This is a genomic window from Dethiosulfovibrio salsuginis, assembly GCF_900177735.1.
In the GTDB taxonomy this organism is placed as follows: Bacteria; Synergistota; Synergistia; order Synergistales; family Dethiosulfovibrionaceae; genus Dethiosulfovibrio; species Dethiosulfovibrio salsuginis.
Genome location: NZ_FXBB01000024.1, coordinates 25,622 through 42,629 on the forward strand (window position 1 = coordinate 25,622; position 17,008 = coordinate 42,629).

At 55.4% G+C, this 17,008-nt stretch carries 21 protein-coding genes, 1 tRNA gene and 1 pseudogene; 6 read left to right on the forward strand and 17 right to left on the reverse strand.

Going from position 1 to position 17,008, the window contains the following annotated elements; genetic code table 11:
• Positions 1 to 2: 2 nt before the first annotated feature.
• The 12 genes and pseudogenes from B9Y55_RS09100 to B9Y55_RS09155 all read right to left on the reverse strand — a co-directional run bounded on the left by B9Y55_RS09100 (position 3) and on the right by B9Y55_RS09155 (position 8,995).
• Entirely contained in the window at positions 3 to 1,496 is a 1,494-nt protein-coding gene (locus B9Y55_RS09100; RefSeq protein ID WP_407641446.1) for a YifB family Mg chelatase-like AAA ATPase, read from the reverse strand.
• Complete coding sequence (locus tag B9Y55_RS09105) at positions 1,493 to 1,876, reverse strand: YraN family protein (RefSeq protein ID WP_085545044.1); 384 nt, start codon at positions 1,874 to 1,876, stop codon at positions 1,493 to 1,495. The genes B9Y55_RS09100 and B9Y55_RS09105 overlap by 4 nt, the downstream gene beginning before the upstream one ends.
• The gene (locus B9Y55_RS09110; protein ID WP_085545045.1) at positions 1,873 to 2,151 is read right to left on the reverse strand and encodes an EscU/YscU/HrcU family type III secretion system export apparatus switch protein; all 279 of its coding nucleotides are present in this window, start codon (positions 2,149 to 2,151) and stop codon (positions 1,873 to 1,875) included. The genes B9Y55_RS09105 and B9Y55_RS09110 overlap by 4 nt, the downstream gene beginning before the upstream one ends.
• Entirely contained in the window at positions 2,148 to 3,182 is a 1,035-nt protein-coding gene (locus B9Y55_RS09115; RefSeq protein WP_085545046.1) for a hypothetical protein, read from the reverse strand. Before B9Y55_RS09115 ends, B9Y55_RS09110 begins: the two co-directional genes overlap by 4 nt.
• Before the next feature lie 3 nt (positions 3,183 to 3,185).
• Positions 3,186 to 3,764, reverse strand: a complete 579-nt coding sequence (locus B9Y55_RS09120; RefSeq protein ID WP_085545047.1) for a ribonuclease HII — start codon at positions 3,762 to 3,764, stop codon at positions 3,186 to 3,188.
• Positions 3,761 to 4,585 carry a YlqF/YawG family GTPase gene (locus B9Y55_RS09125; protein ID WP_085545048.1) on the reverse strand — a complete coding sequence of 275 codons (825 nt, stop codon included), beginning with the start codon at positions 4,583 to 4,585 and terminating at the stop codon, positions 3,761 to 3,763. The genes B9Y55_RS09120 and B9Y55_RS09125 overlap by 4 nt, the downstream gene beginning before the upstream one ends.
• Positions 4,585 to 5,097 carry a signal peptidase I gene (gene lepB / locus B9Y55_RS09130; protein WP_085545049.1) on the reverse strand — a complete coding sequence of 171 codons (513 nt, stop codon included), beginning with the start codon at positions 5,095 to 5,097 and terminating at the stop codon, positions 4,585 to 4,587. The genes B9Y55_RS09125 and lepB overlap by 1 nt, the downstream gene beginning before the upstream one ends.
• 48 nt (positions 5,098 to 5,145) lie before the next feature.
• Positions 5,146 to 5,589, reverse strand: a pseudogene (locus B9Y55_RS13045) (hypothetical protein); the annotation flags it as partial.
• Between the two features lie 51 nt (positions 5,590 to 5,640).
• Entirely contained in the window at positions 5,641 to 6,198 is a 558-nt protein-coding gene (locus tag B9Y55_RS09140; RefSeq protein WP_085545051.1) for a 2-oxoacid:acceptor oxidoreductase family protein, read from the reverse strand.
• Between the two features lie 2 nt (positions 6,199 to 6,200).
• The gene (gene iorA / locus B9Y55_RS09145; RefSeq protein ID WP_234986193.1) at positions 6,201 to 8,054 is read right to left on the reverse strand and encodes an indolepyruvate ferredoxin oxidoreductase subunit alpha; all 1,854 of its coding nucleotides are present in this window, start codon (positions 8,052 to 8,054) and stop codon (positions 6,201 to 6,203) included.
• Between the two features lie 16 nt (positions 8,055 to 8,070).
• Complete coding sequence (locus tag B9Y55_RS09150) at positions 8,071 to 8,487, reverse strand: acyl-CoA thioesterase (RefSeq protein WP_085545052.1); 417 nt, start codon at positions 8,485 to 8,487, stop codon at positions 8,071 to 8,073.
• Between the two features lie 73 nt (positions 8,488 to 8,560).
• Complete coding sequence (locus B9Y55_RS09155) at positions 8,561 to 8,995, reverse strand: CoA-binding protein (protein WP_159448299.1); 435 nt, start codon at positions 8,993 to 8,995, stop codon at positions 8,561 to 8,563.
• 72 nt (positions 8,996 to 9,067) lie between these two features.
• On the opposite strand from B9Y55_RS09155, the gene B9Y55_RS09160 reads away from it, so the two are divergent.
• Positions 9,068 to 9,155: transfer RNA gene (locus tag B9Y55_RS09160), tRNA-Ser, on the forward strand.
• 150 nt (positions 9,156 to 9,305) lie between these two features.
• Here the strand turns inward: B9Y55_RS09160 and B9Y55_RS09165 are convergent.
• From B9Y55_RS09165 to B9Y55_RS09170, 3 genes are all read right to left on the reverse strand, one after another.
• Positions 9,306 to 10,049 carry a type II toxin-antitoxin system VapC family toxin gene (locus tag B9Y55_RS09165; RefSeq protein ID WP_085545054.1) on the reverse strand — a complete coding sequence of 248 codons (744 nt, stop codon included), beginning with the start codon at positions 10,047 to 10,049 and terminating at the stop codon, positions 9,306 to 9,308.
• Positions 10,043 to 10,204, reverse strand: a complete 162-nt coding sequence (locus B9Y55_RS13270; protein ID WP_159448300.1) for a hypothetical protein — start codon at positions 10,202 to 10,204, stop codon at positions 10,043 to 10,045. The genes B9Y55_RS09165 and B9Y55_RS13270 overlap by 7 nt, the downstream gene beginning before the upstream one ends.
• Positions 10,205 to 10,310: 106 nt before the next feature.
• Positions 10,311 to 10,985, reverse strand: coding sequence for a GntR family transcriptional regulator (locus B9Y55_RS09170; RefSeq protein WP_085545055.1), 675 nt, complete (start codon positions 10,983 to 10,985; stop codon positions 10,311 to 10,313).
• 282 nt (positions 10,986 to 11,267) lie between these two features.
• On the opposite strand from B9Y55_RS09170, the gene B9Y55_RS09175 reads away from it, so the two are divergent.
• The 4 genes from B9Y55_RS09175 to B9Y55_RS09190 are packed head-to-tail and all read left to right on the forward strand — an operon-like array spanning position 11,268 to position 15,072.
• Complete coding sequence (locus tag B9Y55_RS09175; RefSeq protein ID WP_085545056.1) at positions 11,268 to 12,662, forward strand: sodium:solute symporter family protein; 1,395 nt, start codon at positions 11,268 to 11,270, stop codon at positions 12,660 to 12,662.
• A gap of 16 nt (positions 12,663 to 12,678) precedes the next feature.
• On the forward strand, positions 12,679 to 12,927 hold the full coding sequence (locus B9Y55_RS09180) for a hypothetical protein (protein ID WP_085545057.1): 249 nt from the start codon (positions 12,679 to 12,681) through the stop codon (positions 12,925 to 12,927).
• 2 nt (positions 12,928 to 12,929) lie between these two features.
• Positions 12,930 to 13,481 carry a hypothetical protein gene (locus B9Y55_RS09185; protein ID WP_085545058.1) on the forward strand — a complete coding sequence of 184 codons (552 nt, stop codon included), beginning with the start codon at positions 12,930 to 12,932 and terminating at the stop codon, positions 13,479 to 13,481.
• A 22-nt stretch (positions 13,482 to 13,503) separates the two neighbouring features.
• Positions 13,504 to 15,072, forward strand: a complete 1,569-nt coding sequence (locus tag B9Y55_RS09190) for an HAL/PAL/TAL family ammonia-lyase (RefSeq protein WP_085545059.1) — start codon at positions 13,504 to 13,506, stop codon at positions 15,070 to 15,072.
• Between the two features lie 42 nt (positions 15,073 to 15,114).
• Here B9Y55_RS09190 and B9Y55_RS09195 read toward each other — a convergent pair whose 3' ends face one another.
• Together B9Y55_RS09195 and B9Y55_RS09200 are read right to left on the reverse strand one after the other, a co-directional pair.
• Positions 15,115 to 15,561 (reverse strand): CGGC domain-containing protein, encoded by a 447-nt coding sequence (locus B9Y55_RS09195; protein ID WP_085545060.1) that lies wholly within the window; start codon positions 15,559 to 15,561, stop codon positions 15,115 to 15,117.
• Between the two features lie 84 nt (positions 15,562 to 15,645).
• Entirely contained in the window at positions 15,646 to 16,344 is a 699-nt protein-coding gene (locus B9Y55_RS09200) for a LexA family protein (protein ID WP_085545061.1), read from the reverse strand.
• A 133-nt stretch (positions 16,345 to 16,477) separates the two neighbouring features.
• Between B9Y55_RS09200 and B9Y55_RS13275 the strand changes: the two genes are divergently transcribed.
• Entirely contained in the window at positions 16,478 to 16,651 is a 174-nt protein-coding gene (locus B9Y55_RS13275; protein ID WP_159448301.1) for a hypothetical protein, read from the forward strand.
• Positions 16,652 to 17,008: the final 357 nt, after the last annotated feature.

A 17,008-nucleotide genomic window follows, 5' to 3' on the forward strand; every position in this document is an offset into this window, starting at 1 on the left:
GGCTACGCCTCCCCTCGATAGGCTAGGGCTTCCATGACGGAGGCTGAGGATACCTGTAGGTCGCCGGAGAGGTCGGCTATGGTCCGGGCCACCCGAAGGACCCGGCCCAGCCCTCTGGCGGATAGTTTGAGTCCCTCGGCCATTTTCAGTAAGGTCCCCTCCGCCTCTACAGATAAATTTATGTGCTCCCTCAAAGCCTTTTCCGGAACCTCCGAGTTGCACACCCAGCCGCCGAAGGCCCACCGGGCCCTCTGTGCCTCCCTGGCGGCGGTCACCCTCATTCTCACCTGAGAGCTGCTCTCCCCTTTAGAGGGAGCCAGGCCGATAAGCTCCTCCGGCAAAAGCCGAGAGACGGAGACCTGGAGGTCTATTCGGTCCATCACAGGGCCGGAGAGTTTTCTCCTGTAACGATCCAGGTCCGATTGAGAACAGGAACACCTCTCCATACTGTCGCCCCACCAGCCACAGGGACAGGGGTTGGCCGCCAGGACCAGCAGGACCCTGGAGGGATAGGTTACCGTACCGGAGGACCGGCTTATCACTATCGATCCGTCCTCCAGAGGCTGCCTCAGGGCTTCGACCAAATCTCGGCGGAATTCGGTGAACTCGTCGAGAAAGAGGACCCCCCGATGGGCCAGGGATATCTCACCAGGCCTGAGGGCGGTGCCTCCCCCACAGACCGATACGGTTGATGCGGTGTGGTGGACCACTCTGAAGGGGGGCCTGCGGTTTGGGTGGTCCGTGGAGTCCAGGACTCCTTTTATCGTCAGGCTCTCTATTACCTCACCGTCGGACAGAGGGGGGAGTATTCCCCTGAGGGCCCTGGCGAGCATGGTCTTTCCGCTTCCTGGAGCACCGACCATGAGGACGTTGTGCTGTCCTGCGGCGGCTATCTCCAGCGCCCTTTTTGCCATGGCCTGACCACGGATGTCGGTCCAGTCCAGCAGCTCCGACGGCGGCAGGTCGTCTATCTCGACGGCCTCTACGGAGGCGAGCTCCCGCCCCGATTTAAGGTGACCTAAGATCTGCTCCAGGCTGTCCACCTTATAGGCCTCAACGCCCCTTACCAGACCTACCTGGGAGCCGTTTTCCGAGGGACAGTAGAGGGGAAGTCCCTGCTCTGCCGCCAGGATCGCCGCGGAGATAGCTCCTCGGACGGGCCTCAGACGACCGTCTAAGGCGAGCTCTCCTACGAAAAGGGACGGTTTGGGGAGGGGAATGGACTGGGATTTTACCGCCAGCCCTACCGCTATAGGCAGGTCCAACATGGACCCTTCCTTTGGAAGGTCCGCAGGGGCCAAGTTGACGGCGATCCTGCCCTTAAGGGAGATTCCAGCGTTTTTGAGTGCCGCCCGAACCCTCTCTTTAGACTCCCTCACCGAGGCATCGGGAAGGCCGACTATGGAGATTGAGAAAAGGCCACCGGCGATCTCCACCTCTACGTCCACCTCTTTTGCCTCCATCCCCTTCAAGGTTACCGCCTTGACCGAGCTCAAACCGACACATCTCCTCCCGTTATGTCCCTGAGGTGCTCCAGGGATAGTTTTCCGTTAAGATCGGTGATGGCGATTAAATCTATACGCCAAAAGCCTTCCCAACCGATTCTATCGACGTAGGCCGATCCCGCCAGGACCAGTTTTCTGAGTTTCCTCGGTCCTACCGACTCCTCCGGCGGCATTACCAGCCCGACGGACCGATAACGAACCTCGACCACCACTAACTCGTCGCCGTCTTTGGCTATTATGTCCAGTTCTCCCCTTTTAAGACGGACGTTTCTGGCCAGTATGGGCCAACGGAGACCGGAGATGTATTCGCAGGCCAGATCTTCCCCTTGGACACCTTTTTTAAGGTGTTCCGGCCAATCGCAGAACTTCATGGTCGGCGGGAGGAGTCCAGGCGGTAGACGAAGGTCAACACCTTGGCCACCGCCTCGTAAAGCTCGACAGGGATCTCGTCACCGACCTCTAAAGCCAGAAGAGCGCTCACCAAGGCGGCGTCCTCTACTACCGGAACGTTGGACTGGGTGGCTATCTCCACTATTCTCTCGGCGACTTTGCCGGTGCCAGACGCAACTATGTGAGGGGCTTCTCTAGCCTCTTTGTCGTACTTGACCGCCGCCGCCATAGGCCGGTCCGATTTGGGCTTATTCATGCCTCTACGTCCAGTCTCAGGTATCTGTTGGGATGGGCTGCTTTTAAGGCTACCCCCAGGTATTGGAGGGAGAGGGGCCCTTTCTCCAGGTCTTCCTGTAACTCCCTCAGGGCACGGGAAAGGGCTTTAGCTGCGTCGTCGGTCTGGGCCTTGAGTGAGACGGTCAGCGATTTGCCGTCGCTCTCCAAACCTCCCGATACGTCCCCTAGAGTCCGTCCCTCGACTAAGAAATCGACCCTGAAGAAAGACCTTTTATCCCCTTTCTTTCGGCGGGAGGAAAAACTGACCTTCGCGGGAATCGATTCCTGGTCAGGACCGGGCCACCAGGCTCCTGCCAGAGAGGCGTTGGAGAACTCCTCTCTAGGAGGGCGGGACAGAAGTCCGTGGCCTTTCAGGAATCGGGCTATCTCGTCGTCCCCTTCTTTCATCTCCTTTAGGGATGAGAGGGGATTTTCACCTCTCTCCCGCCTCTCCTGAAGCTCCTTCTGTATCCTCTTCCACATTTTGCCAACCGACTGGCCATCGAGGGACATATACCAGGAGAGTATGCCGACCTTTTCGGAGGAGACTTTCTCCCCTCTGGCCATGAGCTCTATGAGGGAATCCATAGCTCTAGGGTCGCCGAGCCTGCGGAGCTCTTTTCTGAGGTGGAGCAAAAAGCCGTCGGTCACCGGCAGACCTTTGGAGAGAAGCAGTGCCGCTGCCTCCTGATCCGCCTTAGGGAGACGACCTAATAGGGCGGCGTCCTCGGGCCTGAGCCTGAGGGTCGGCACATCTCCCTGGGCATCCCATATGGCCTGGAAGTGCTGTCCTGGAAAGAGGGAGAGGTTAGATCGGGCGAGCATATTCTGACCAGCGATACGGACCATATAGGCTCCATCCTTAAAGGAAAGAACCCGTCCTTCAACCAGGGCACCGTCGGGAATGCCCTTACCTCTCGCCGCCCCCTGCTGAGCGGGAGAGAGGGCCGTCCCCTGTCCCCTTCCGACGCCTATATTAAGGTTTTGAGGAGATCCTATTCCGTCTACCATAATCTATCCTTTCCAGTGAAAGCTCTTTCTGTGGATCGGGCTAGGTCCCAAGGACTCCATTGCCTCTTTGTGGAACTTGGTCCCGTAGCCCTTGTGGGAGGCAAAACCGTATCCAGGGTAAACCCCGTCCAGCGTGACCATTATCCTGTCCCTCAGCACCTTGGCGATCACCGACGCCGCGGAGATCTGGGGGTACAGGTCGTCCCCTTTGGGGATCACCTGCTGATGGACCTTGAGTCCCGGGATCTCTCTGTCCCCGTCGACTATAACCCCGTCGAAAAGGGCTCCAGGAAGCCTATGTACCGCCCTTCCCATTGCCCACAAGGTGGCGTTCAGTATGTTGATTCTGTCTATTCTCTCCACCGATGCGGCCTGAGCGGACCATAGGACCTTCATTTCCATCATGGCGGAGTAAACCTTTTCCCTCCGGAGGGCGGTCATTTTCTTTGAGTCCCGAAGGCCTTTATCGATCAAAGCCTGGGCCTGATCGGCGGTGAGGATCACCGCCGACGCAACCACAGGACCGGCGAAGGGGCCTCGCCCCGCTTCGTCCACCCCCGCCAGTACGGGGAGAAAGGTCATTCTATTACCTTTCCCGGCCTTTCTAAGGAGACCGCCCCTAGCTTGCCGGAGGAAAAGGCGTCGAGAAAACGTCTGCCCGACAGGGTGAGGTCCACTTTGTTTCCAGGCAGCAGACAGCCTAGCCTGCGGCCTATGGCCTCTAAGGTCTCGTAGGGGTCCTCGCCAGGTTCGACGCCCCAGGTATCCTGGACAACCGACCATAGGCCCTTGTCCATCAGGAATTCCACCAAAGTGTAGGCTACAGCGTCGTAGCCTCCTATGACCTCCGCCTTGCTACAGCCGAGCCAGGCCAGGGCTTTTTGAATATGCTCGTCGGATTTAGGATCCAGTATGCCCGGAGAGTCGACCACCAAAAATCCTCTGCCTTTGTACCAGGAGACCCCTTTGGTTACCCCAGGAATGCCTCCGACGTTGGCGTTTTTCTTCCCAACCAGACAGTTAAGCAACGCCGACTTCCCTACGTTAGGTATCCCCACCACCGCCATCCGTAGCTCTCGATGGGAGGGAATATCCTTCTCCAGCTCCTTTCTGAGAGGATCTATTTTCCCCTTGAGGAGGTCCACCGCCCAGGCCTTTGACTTGCCCTTACGGTACAGGTCCAGCCATTGAGAGGTGACCGAGCTGTCCGCTAGGTCGCTTTTGGTCAGGACCTTCCACACGGGACAGATTTTCGAGAGAGAGGCGATCAAGGGGGAGCCGGTAACCTCCGGCGCCCTAGCGTCTCGGACCTCCAGGATCAGGTCAAGCTTGCCGGCGAGCTCCCCTAGTTTTCTGGTTCCCTTGGCCATATGGCCGGGAAACCATACCGTTCTTCCGGACATCAGTCCACCAATCCAATTCGGTTGAGAGGCCAGTAACGAAGGAACACCGGGCCCCTTACGTTGCTCTCAGGCACAAAGCCCCAGAAACGGCTGTCCTGGGAGTTGGGACGGTTATCCCCCATGGCGAAGTAATGGCCTTCAGGAACGGTGACGGGGTTCATGGAGAAGGCGTCGGGAAAGGTGACGTAAGGTTCGTCGGTCGCCTTGCCGTTTATCAGGACCTGCCCCTGCTTTATCTCCACCACGTCGCCCGGGAGGGCTATGAGCCTTTTGACGAAATCCCTTTTAGGGTCCACGGGATATTTAAAGACGAAGACCTGTCCCCTTTTGGGCTCCTGGACGTAATACCAGAACTTACACACCAACACCCTGTCTCCCGGGAGCAAAGTCGGGATCATCGACCCGCTAGGTATCCAGAAGGCCTGAACTATAACCGCCCTGATTATCAGGGCTAAAACTACCGCCCATAGGACCGTTTCCACCGTTTCTCTCCACCATGGTTTAGCTGCCATAAACAAAAAACCTCCGTAAAATCCGAATAGGTCCTCCCTGGAAGGCGCTCAGCGACCGAACCACTCCAGCCTTGGAGTCCCTTTTACAGGGAGGACCAGCTTGCCCCAGGGCATGCTCTTGCTATCCTTCAATATCGAAAGAGTCATCCCCGGCGATAGGGTTCGGTACAGAGGATTGTACCTAGCCAGGCTATAGTTCCCAAGACGGGCGAGAAAACAGCTCTCTATCACGAAGGACTCACTGACCAGAGGATTATACCAAGTAAGAGAGATCTGGGAGGTCAATATGCCTCCTCCCGCCACGGTCAGGGAGAAATGTCTGCTCTCTATAATGGCCCTTTCATAGCGAACGGTCAACCATTGAGTGAGCCGGAGACACTCGTCTTTAGCACAACGAATCCGCCATACCTCGGAGTGCAGACAAAGGAACAGGCTACCGAGCAGTGCGGATAGGATCATCAGGCAGGAGAGAAGCTCTACAAGGGAGAATCCCCTGCTAAACGACGAAAAGGGGGCAAAAGCCCCCTTTTCGTCGTTTTAAGCTCAGTGGGCGGTTGCCTCATATCCCAGCTCCAGGACCTTTAGGTTGTCCTGGACGAACCGAGAGGGAGACAGCTCCTCTATCGCCTTTCTGACATCCTCTATTGAGCCGCTTTCGACTGACGAGCCGCTCATGGCCCCTAGGATAAGGACGTTCAAGAAGAGAAACTTACCTCCCATATGCTCTTTAAGTATGGAGTATCCTTCTATGGAATGTACCTTTATGTCGTGTTTCTCGATGTAGGATTGAAGCCTCTCGTTTTTGAAGGCCTCAGGGTCGTAGAGGTTTACGACTAGATCGCCACCGTCTTTGAGGAAGTGTATGTTTCTGACCGCTTCGTTCTGGTCGAAGGCGAGGAGAAGGTCCGCCTCTCCCGCTTTCACCATAGGGCTGAGGTAGTCTCCGACTTTAAAGTGGCTGACGACCGATCCCCCTCTTTGAGCCATACCGTGGACCTCGCTTCCCACCACGTTCTGGCCTTTACCCATAGCTATATGACCCATGACCTTACTGGCGAAGAGAATTCCCTGACCGCCCGTTCCTACGATAACGCACTGCATGGCTAGGCCTCCTCCTTTGGCACTATCGCCCCGTGGGGGCACACGGTGGCACATACTCCACAGCTGACACAGTATCTCTCGTCGATGCGAGCCTTCTTTGTGTCCTCGTCGAACACAAGACCAGGGCAGTTGAAGGCGGTTATGCAGTATTTACAGCCGATGCAGGTGTCGGGATCGACCTTGACGGGCTTTGCCGTCGGAGGCTCTTTGAGGATGGTTATGCAAGGATGCTTGAAGATGAGCACCGCAGGCTGTTTGTTCTGCCAGGCGTAGGCCCAGGCCTCTTTTACCACGTCTACGTTGCTGTCGACGTCGTAGGCCTCTACGGTCTTTATGTAGGAGACCCCACAGCCACGGCAGGCCTGTTCAAGGTCGACCTGAACTCCTTCGTCGCCTTTACGGAGCTTGGCTCCTACGTTAGGGCTGGACTGTCCGCCGGTCATGGCGGTGATACGGTTATCCAGTATGGCCAGGACGAAAGCGTGGCGGTTGTACACCGCGCTCGCTAAGCCGGTGAGGCCGCTGTGGAAGAAGGTGGAGTCACCTATGGTGGAGACTATAGGTCTCTCCTCCCCGTCGACTTTGCTGGTGAGGTAGAAGCCCGAGGCGGCGGTGACGGCGGCACCCATGTCTATGACGGTGTCCACCCCTTTTTGCATTATCCCTAAAGTATAGCAGCCTATGTCGGAAGGGTTGACCGCCTTAGGCAGGGCCTTCCTTATGGCGAAGAAGCTGGCTCTGTGGGGACAACCGGCACAGAGCATAGGAGGCCTGGGGGTGATGCCGAGCTCTGTCATGGCGGCTTTTACATCCTCGTCCACCGACGTGGAGATCTCCTCGCCCATACAGCGACCGACGATCTGCTCTATGACCTCGGGCAGAAGCTCTCCCGCCCGGGGAACGTAGCCGTTCCACCGTCCCATGACCTTGGTCCTGTCGATAAGCTGCATCTCTATGACAGGGTAGGTCTGCTCCAGGATCAGCACCTTTTCATGGCGATCTATAAAATCCTGGCACATTTTTATAGGGAGGGGCACAGGGGTGCCTATTTTGAGGATCTCTATATCGTCCCTGCCCGATGCCTTTATCATGTCCGACAGGAAGGCGAAGGTGGTGCCTCCGGCGATGACCCCCAGTTTTGCTGTCCCTTTGGCGGGAACGACGTAGTTGTACTTGCCGAAGTTGGTCTCGAAGTCCTCTCGAATCCGGTCGTTTTTCTCGTTAAGCCTGGGGTGGTTTACCCTGACACCTGCGGGAAGACAGACCCAACGTTTGGGGTCTTTTTTGAAGTCGTCCTTTCTGGGGGGAACCACTACGTCCAGAAGGGGAACGTCCTGCCTGGCGTGGTTGACCTTGCCGGTGGGCCGTAGCATGGCGATTATGCCGTGCTTCTCCGACAGGTCGTAGGCATCGAAGACCATCTCCTTCGCCTCGCAGGCGGTGGAGGGATCGAAGCAGGGCACCTTGGCGAACATGGCGAACTGGCGGCTATCCTGCTCGGTCTGGGAGCTGTGGGGGCCTGGATCGTCGGCGACCACCAGCAGAAAGCCGCCCTTTAGGTCGTAGTGGGCGGTGCTCATGAAGGGGTCGGCGGCGACGTTAAGCCCCACCTGTTTCATGACACAGCAGGTCCTCTTCCCTCCGAAGGACGCCGATACCGCCATTTCGTAGGCGACCTTTTCGTTGGCCCCCCACTCTACGGCGGTGTTGGTGTTCATCTCGTCCGCACAGGCGGCCACCGCCGGCAGGATCTCCGATGAAGGCGTTCCCGGATAGGCGGTGGCTATCTCGCAGCCCGCCTCGACTATCCCTCTGGCGATGGCCTCGTTTCCTAACATGATGGCTCTCTTGGTCAAAACTACTCCCCCTCTTTTATGAATTCGGCCCTTGGGCCGACCTCTCCTTTAGCCAATCTATTAAAGGATGGCCTTTACGGATCAAAGTCCCCTCCGGTGTGGCGAAGGCGTGGCGGGTTTTCCCCTCCGCCAGCAGTTTATCGCCCCGGAAAAGACGGTAGCGAAAGGAAATACTGTGGGCCTTTACCTCCTCCACCGACGTCTTTAAGGTTAGTTCCTCGTCGTAGCGAGCCGGAGACTTATAGCGACAGTTAGCCTCTACCACCGGAAGGAAGACCCCTTCATCTTCCCAGGAGGCGTAGGGCTTTCCCCAGTCCCGACAGAGGCCGGAGCGGCCCATCTCAAACCAGGCGAGGTAGTTGCCGTGATGGGCTATGCCCATCTGGTCCGTCTCGGCGTACCTCACCCTGAACAGGGTTACGTTTTCTTCCAACTAAAGATCCCTCCTTATATGACCACTCTATTATACCGCTTCACCGCCGTGAAAAAAGACGTGAATATTTAGGCTATTTAGTTTTGTCATGTGCGACTGTACAGTTGCGGCGATGTGCTACTTTCATGCAGTCACCGACGACCACCAGGTATCCCATCTCGGTCAGTTGCGTCTGGAGGTCGGGGTTTTCCGCTCCAGGCTGAAACCACACCGCTGGCTTTCCGGGCATAGCTTTTATCTGGTCCGCCAGCCCCTCCTGCATGGAGGAGGAGAGAAAAATAGACACTATGTCCACGGCCTCGTCGATCTGGGCCAGAGAGCCCAGACAGGGGAGGCCCAAAATCTCCTTGCCCTCGACCCTGGGATTTATGGGAAACAGCACCACCCCAGCGGCCTTGAGGTAAGCCATAACGTCGGAGACAGGGCGGTGAGCCTTGTCGGAAGCCCCGAGCACCGCGACTTTGCCGCCACCACAGAGGGCCACTTTTACCAGTTCATCCTTGTTCAAAATAAAAACCTCCCTTTTTTGAAGTTGCCCCTTGGCACAGGGCCATTTATTGCTATAATAGCATAGCCTTTTGGAGGGTTGACCGAGCGGTCGAAGGTGGCGGTCTTGAAAACCGTTGAGGCGCAAGCTTCCGTGAGTTCGAATCTCACACCCTCCGCCAATAGATAATAAGTAGCCGTCCGGGAGAGTCCAACACCCGGGCGGCTACTGCTTTTTCTATTGAGGTAATCCATGATCGATGTGGCTACAAATGTGGACACCAGATATTGGGGAATAAAGTAAGCCGCCACCTTAACAGGCAGCGGCTTACTTAATCTAGTTTCGGTCCGTAACCGGCCCCTGCAAGAATCCCTGCGAGAAGGGCTTCCATCAAAAGGCTCGGATTATGAAGCTCAGCCAACTCAGCACCCATATTCAGAGAAAGGGTCTTCGACCTTCCGTCGTCGGGAGAGTCTTCTAAAACGGCATAAAACCCGGCTTCGAATCTTCTCCTATCCAAGAAGGAAGCTTTAAGAAGCCAAGCGGTCTCTTGGATCAGTCTATTCACGATAGGAACTATATCAGACTCGGATGTGTAGCGATCTATCTTAATTTCCCCATTCATCGCTTTTTTTATCATGGGATGAGGGGTGAACCAAAGCTTGGGAGGCCTAAAGAAATGTATCTTATATTCATCCCAAACGGATATCATCTCTTTATCCGAGGTCACCAAGGGAGCATCAAACCTTTTCGAGAGAGCCAAGGCAAAGCAGTCGGCGAAGGCCAGCGTCTCTTTTCTCTCGAAAAATTTAGCCTTGAGACATGCGACTTCTTTACACATATCACCATCCACGGTCTCATAGATGTTGACTCCACATTTCCGTAGATCATCCGAAAACTCCTGAACCTTCGATTCACCCTCCTGGCTCTTCATGAGGTCATAAAGCACTTCGCACCAATTTACGGCATGGATAGCGCAATCGTTGTTCACTAATATTTCGGCGACGCAGTCGGAACCCTTTTCGCCCCTAAAAAAGGCTATTAACGAGCAGGCATCCAGGATATAATCTACCATTTTTCTTTAGCAGCTCTTTTTTCTTCAAGAAACTTATCGGAACTGCTCAGAAACTTGCTGTACTTACCGCAAAGTTCATGGATCATCCTAGGGTCTTTCGGCTTACGGATCTCCTCTTTTTCCTCAACATACCTCGCTTCTGTCTCACAACGCATCAGGATCCCTCCTCATATCAGTAGCTTTTTAGGTTTAGGATACCTGCTCTAGCCTGATTATAGCATCGACAACGATTCTTCACCTACATCCCCAAAACCCCGCTCCTTATCCCTTGCAGGGCAGGAGGACGTGAAGGGCCTTGGTGTAGCCTTCCTTCAGGGTCCAGTGGACGTCCCGGATGAAGTCGGCGGCCTCCTTCTTCTTTCCTTTCTCTATTAGCTCCACGATGGTGGTGTGCTCCTTCCAGTAATCCAGTTCCTCCGCCTTGACCTCCGGGGAGTCGAAATTCCTGGCGGGAAAGTTGAACAGTCTGTCGTAGACGTCGTCGAGCTGCTTTCTCAGAGGCACGTTTACCGAAAGGTCGTGAAAAACCGAGTGAAACAGCCTGTTGAGGTCGTATGCCCGGCTGAAGTCGTCTAACTCGAAATCCTTCATCGCCTGGTGGATTATGTCTTTCATCCTGTTTATGTGAACCGGAGCGATGTAGTCGAACACCGATATCATCAGGACAGATTCCAGCCCCGACCCTATCTGATAGATATCCCTGATGGTGTCGACTGTGACCGGGTTGACCATTATTCCCTTTCTGGGGTATATGGTGACGATTCCATCGGCCTCCAGCAATATCAGCGCGTCCCTGAGGGGGGTTTTGCTGATGTTCAAGCTCTCCGCCATGCTAGCCATGTCTATATACCTGCCTGGCTCCAGATTGCCCTGAGCCAGCTCACTTCTCAGATAGTTATATACTTTCTCCCTGAGGGGAGTCCTATCTCTTTCCACCTATGCCACCTCCACAAAGCTTATTATTCCTATATTGTACCAGATAGGCGCTCAGATATTCCTGAGGCCGAATAAACACATACTACCCCTATATCCCGATAAAGGGGTAAAAAACCACACTAGTAAGATAACGGCTAGCTTGAAATATCAATCAAAGATATGATATTTTATATCTAGCCTTGATACTCCATTCCAGGAGGGGGCTTAAAAATCTAGAAAAATGCGTTCAGGCCTTCGGGGACGACCTGGTTCGTCGTGTTGAATAGGTTCGGAGGGGAAAATATGCTGGGATTTGTCGATAACGTCATCATACTGTTTTTCATGATGCTCATTTTGGGGATAGGGTACTACTTTTCAAAGACAGCCAAGGATATGGAGAGCTATTACCTGGCCAACAGAAGTCTTCCATGGTCTCTGGTGGTGGGGACGTTAGCCGCATCGTGGTACGGAGGTATCGGGGTTGTTGGAACGGTGGGGTATGCGGCGGTTTACGGTATATCGACCTGGACGATCTGGTCCATAGGGGCACACCTGGTCAGGATGCCTCTGGCCCTATGGGTCGGCCCTAGGATACAGATAAGGACCGATATCACTGTGCCAGACCTGCTGGAGAGCCTTTACGGACGTAAGGTCGCCCTTATAGGGGCTATCATGATGTTCTTCGTCTGCGCCCAGATCGGGGAGATCACCGCAGTGGGCTACATCGGCCAGGCGGCCTGGGGTGTCAGCAACGTTACCGCTGGGACGATCATGGTTATCATCGTCGTGGTACTGACGGTCCTCGGAGGCCTTATGGGGGTGGCTGTCACCGACATGATTATGTTCTTCTGCATGGTGTTCGGGGTAACTATGGTATTCCCCGGCCTGTTCACCCAGATCGGTGGATGGGAGGGGCTCAGGCAAGCCCTTGGGGAAAACGTAGGTTTAGTGGACCCAACCGGTGGAATGGGCTTCTGGAAGGCGGTCATGCTGGTCATATTCTGCTTCAGCCCCTACGCGGACCCCACTTTCTATCAGCGTTTTTCCGCTTCAAACTCCCCTAAGGTCGGCCGCAGGGCGCTTTTAACCTGTTTCTGTATCTGGATCGCCTTCGACATAGTCATCTGCACCACAGGGGTTATAGTGAAAGCCCTCCATCCCGAGGCACAGCCGGAGGTGGCCTACGTTCAGGTGGTTTTGGCAAACCTCCCCGTGGGTGTCAGGGCGCTGTTTATAGTCGGCCTGGTGGGAGCGATCATATCCACACTGGACAGCTATTATCTGGTCGGTGGAACCACTCTGGCGAACGACATCTACGCCAGGTATAAGGGAGTTGGCACTCTGCCTCAAAAGACCATAGTCAACTACACCAGGGGAGCGGTAGTCTTGCTGGGTGTCATCGGCCTGTCCCTGGCATTCCGGTTTACCTTGGTTTACGACGCATTTTTGTTCGTCGGAAGCATATGGATGTCGGCGGCCTTCGTCCCTATCGTAGGGGGGCTAGTGGGCAAAGGTCGAAAGACCGAGCTTGGCGGCCTGATGGGGATGTTGGTCGGAGGAGCGACCTTCGGCATACTCAAGGTCTTCCCGGACATAACCGTCATAGAGCCGCTGGTTCTTTCGCTGCCTGCGTCGTTCGTAGCCTGGTATATAGGAAACCGCTTCGGAGTGGACAGAAGCGATCTGTCTGTCCGATAGAGAGGGAGGTTTTGATATGAGCGATTACGTCAAAAAGCAAAACAAGGATCTGGAGATTAGCTGGATCGGGATAGACGGTTTCCTCATAGTCCTGTATCTGGCCATAGTGGGCATAATCTTCTACGCCCTCAAGACGTCCAACGACTTTATCGTCGGCAAGTTCATTCCCTACGCTGTTATGGCGGCGGTTACGGGGATATTTTTGACCTATCTTGTCAACGTGTTCACCTTCATGAAAAATCACCACGAGGAGTCGAACCGTTAGCCATGGATTCGGTAGCGATCCGCTCCTTTCCCATAGCCCTTTCCAGGGAGGATGCCATGGCACAGGCCTCCAAAAAAGGAGGCCCCTTTGGAAAGCTGCTCCTGATGGGGAAGGAGGTCAAAGAGCTGAGGCTTCACTTTGTGGAGTATAAAATCCTGATATTCCAGGCACTCCACTCCCCTAACTTCGTCTCCAGGACCTTTTTTGGCGACAGGGACAAAAAGGCCCAGCTTTGCAGGGTCATAGCCAACGGCACCACCGGAGGGGCGGCCTGGGCGGAGGAGATCCCCCAGGAAATCGAGGAGCGGACGGTGCCGGAGGATCAGGTGCAGGGCAGCCAGTTTTCCCTGGACCAGCTCACCGGAAGGGGACAGAAGCTGGTCCTTCGTGTCCTCAGGAGGAGGATCGGAGGTCTTCCTGAGGTTACCCTTAAAGAGGCAATATCGGTCTACCGTCCCTTTTACGTCGCCCTCTACGGCGAGGCGGTAGAGGGAACCAAGATACGCTATCTCCCCATAGCCGCCGACGGCTGGGGAACACATCGGACTTTTTAAAGGTGCAAAGGGAGGGACTATTTTGATCACCGAAGAGATAAAAAAAATAAGCTGGCGTCAGGCTCCCTCCATATCGAAGGTTGTATTAGGAGGGCCGATCTCCATCGAGGAAGTGGTGGCGGTGGCCCGTCACGGTGCAAAGGTGGAGTTCGGAGAGGAATATATAGATAGAGTGAACCGTTGCAGGGCCCACGTGGATCGTTTCTCCAAAGAGGAGAAAGCCATCTACGGCATAACCACAGGGCTGGGAGAGAACTGGAACAGGTTCATATCCCAGGAGGACAGGGAGGTAGTACAGAGAAACCACGTCCTTTCCCACTCCTGCTCGGTAGGAGAGCCTCTGGAGGAGGAGTGCGTCAGGGCCATGATGTTCGTCATGCTCCAGCACTTCGGATCGGGACACACCGGAATGAGCATGGCCCCCCTGAAGCTTTTGGCCGGAATGCTAAACGCCGGAGTCGTTCCGGTGGTGCCAGGGCACGGATCGGTCGGCTATATATGCTACGAGGCCCATATAGGCTCGGTCCTCATAGGAGAGGGACAGGCTGTGTACGGTGGGCGGAGGATAAGTGGATCGGAGGCCCTGAAGGCTGCGAGACTGGATCCGGTGGTGCTTTCCACCAAAGAAGGTCTGACCATAGTATCGGGGACCACCTCGGTGACCGCTATAGGGGCCCTTGGGCTATACGATTCCCTTATGATAGCCCAAACCGCCGACGTCGCGGGAGCCATGTCGCTGGAGGTCTTAAAGGGAACCCTGATGGCGATGGACCCAAGGATACAGGAGGTTCGGCCCCACAGACACCAGGGGGACACGGCCTCCAACGTCAGGCGACTCCTTGAGGACAGCGAAATCGAGAGGACCTATCGAGGACATCGGGTCCAGGACGCCCTGTCCCTTCGGTGTATCCCTCAGCTGCACGGTGCGGCGAAGAAGATACTAACCGATGGGCTTGAGACGGTGTCGGTTGAGCTTAACTCGTCGGTGGACAATCCCCTCATATTCGACACCGAAGACGGGGGCGAGGCCCTTATGGGATGCAACGCCGACGGGTCTTACGTGGGAATGGCCTGCGACTGCGCCATCATAGCCCTCACGGGCCTCGCCAAGATGTCCGAGAGGCGGCTGGACAGGACGGTGAACCACCACGTCAGCGAGCTTCCCGCCTTTTTGAACGCAAACCCCGGCTTCAACAACGGCCTGATGATCCCTCAGTACGCCGCCGCAGGGCTTTTAGGGGAGATGAAAACCTTAAGCCACCCTTCCACGGTGGACAACGGTTTCACCTGCGCCAACCAGGAGGACTATACCAGCATGGGAGCCAACGCGGCGGTCAAGCTCTACAGAGGGGCCTCTTTGGCGAAGTACATTCTCTCGGTGGAGATCCTGAACGCCTGTCAGGCCCAGGATTTTTACGACATAGCCCCATCCCCTGCCACTAAGGCGGTCCACGATAGGGTCAGACAGGAGGTTCCAAAGGTGGAGCAGGACACCTTTATGTCTCCCCTCATGGAGGCCATAGCGAGGATGGTGAAAGACGGCGAGATCCTCTCCGCCGCCGAGTCGGTGACAGGACCTCTGGAGTTTTAGTCCAAAAGAACAGGGCGGCCCTGCGAAGGGTCGCCCTCGGCTTTAGTTGTAGGCCAATCGCATCTCCTCCGTCGTGAGGACCGGGGCTATTATCTCCTTCCACATAGGGGACTCCCATGTCTTTAGGGCGGAGTGGGTTGTGTAGTAGCTTTCAGGGATAGGGTGGGTTCCTGTGACCACCGGTATGCCGTATTTCTCCATTATGAACCGGCGGAAGAAATCTATCCTAGGGCAGGGAGGATATCCCACTATCATACCAGTCGCAAAGTGAATGACGTCTACCCCGTTTTTCACCATCTCCCCAGGGGCGTACTCGATGTTTCCACCGGGACAGCCGTCGCAGGTGGTGTAACCCACCAGCTGGAGCTCCTTGCCCTCGTATCTGTCGAAACCTCCCTCTCGGTTTCTCATGGCCCTCAGACACTTTCCCCCGGCGCAGGTGTGATACCTGTTGCATATGAAGATGCCAATTCTAACTATCTCGGACATTGCTTCCCCTCCTCAACGATCTTGATAACCAACATCGATTACACATTGATCGTACATCTTGAGGGGGAAAATGGCAAGAAATCCCTAAGCCCCTCTTCGAGGTTTTCCCAATGTCCTGACTACCTTTCCTATGAGCTGAAAAAGCCCTTCCTGGATGTCGCCGTCGGAGAAGACCCGGGGAGGATACCTCAAGGAAGAGGAGCGAATCTCCACCCCGCCGCCTCTTTGCCAGTAGACCCATTTGACCGCCCAGTCTCCGTTGCGGCCGAAGCTCACCAGGGCCGGATCGCCGTCGTAGACCTCCTCCTCGGGATTTACCACCACCTGGCAGCCGTCCATTATGCCCGCCTCCTCCATGCTGTCTCCCTCCACGGTGACTATAAAAGGTCTTCTGTCGGCGTTGACCGAGACGGTCCCCAACAGCTCACCGGGCAGCATGATGGACTCACAGGCATCGGCGTAGACCTCCGCCATCCCTCCAACGCCGTTTCCCGCACAGGCCACCGACGAGTTGTCCAAAATAGGGACGTCAACCCAACGGGAGAAGGACAGGCTCTTGGAGGAGCCTTTTGTCTCCTGAGTATGGGCTTCCCCTGCTACCAGATAGCCCACATGGCAGCCCAACACCGACGATAACCTTTCCCAGTTCTCTATTGATAGCCCGATGATATCGTTTTCCGCCTGGCTCAAGGTGTTTTGCTTTATCCCCGAGAGCCTGGCGAGCTCGGTCTGAGTTAATCCCTGCTCTTTTCTGGCCCTTCTGAGCCTCTCTCCTCTGGTCATAAAACCACCTCCATGTAGATCGGTCTTTATTATCCCCCAAAAGGATATATCTCACAACAGGGTATTTTTATCCCTTGACAGGATGGGTAGGCCGTCGTAATATCTGTATCAAAGATAATTCGGAGGGGATCTCATGGACCAGACGACGATAAAAATGATAGTCAACAACGGACACTTCATAGGCTATGGCCTGAGCCACAAAAAAAAGGTCAGAAAGACGGTGATGACAGCCCAGGCTATGGCCGACAGGCTCTCCCAGAGGTCCTTTAGGGAATACGAGGGCTTTATAGAGAACCGTTCCGCTTGACCTGTTAAAAAGACAGAGACAGACAAAAGCCTTAAGGGCACCTCTAAAAACTCTAATCCTCGGAGAGATCGTTCCGACGGAGCCCAGAGCCCGTATACTCGACATGCCGTCGTGTAGTCGAATGGGGCGACAGGACGTCGCCCCAAGCCGAGGGGGCACAGGACGTGCCCTCCGAGGCGGTTCGTACGGAACAGGCAGGTCGAGTATACGATTGGGCGAAACAGGGTGCAGGCGGGACGGTCTCTCCGAGGGGACTCGAAAGTGAATTTTTAGAGGTTCCCTTAAGAGTAAGTCAGGGCCACCGAGCCAGCGATTATAAGCACTACACCTAAGAGCTGAGAAGGAGACAGCCTCTCG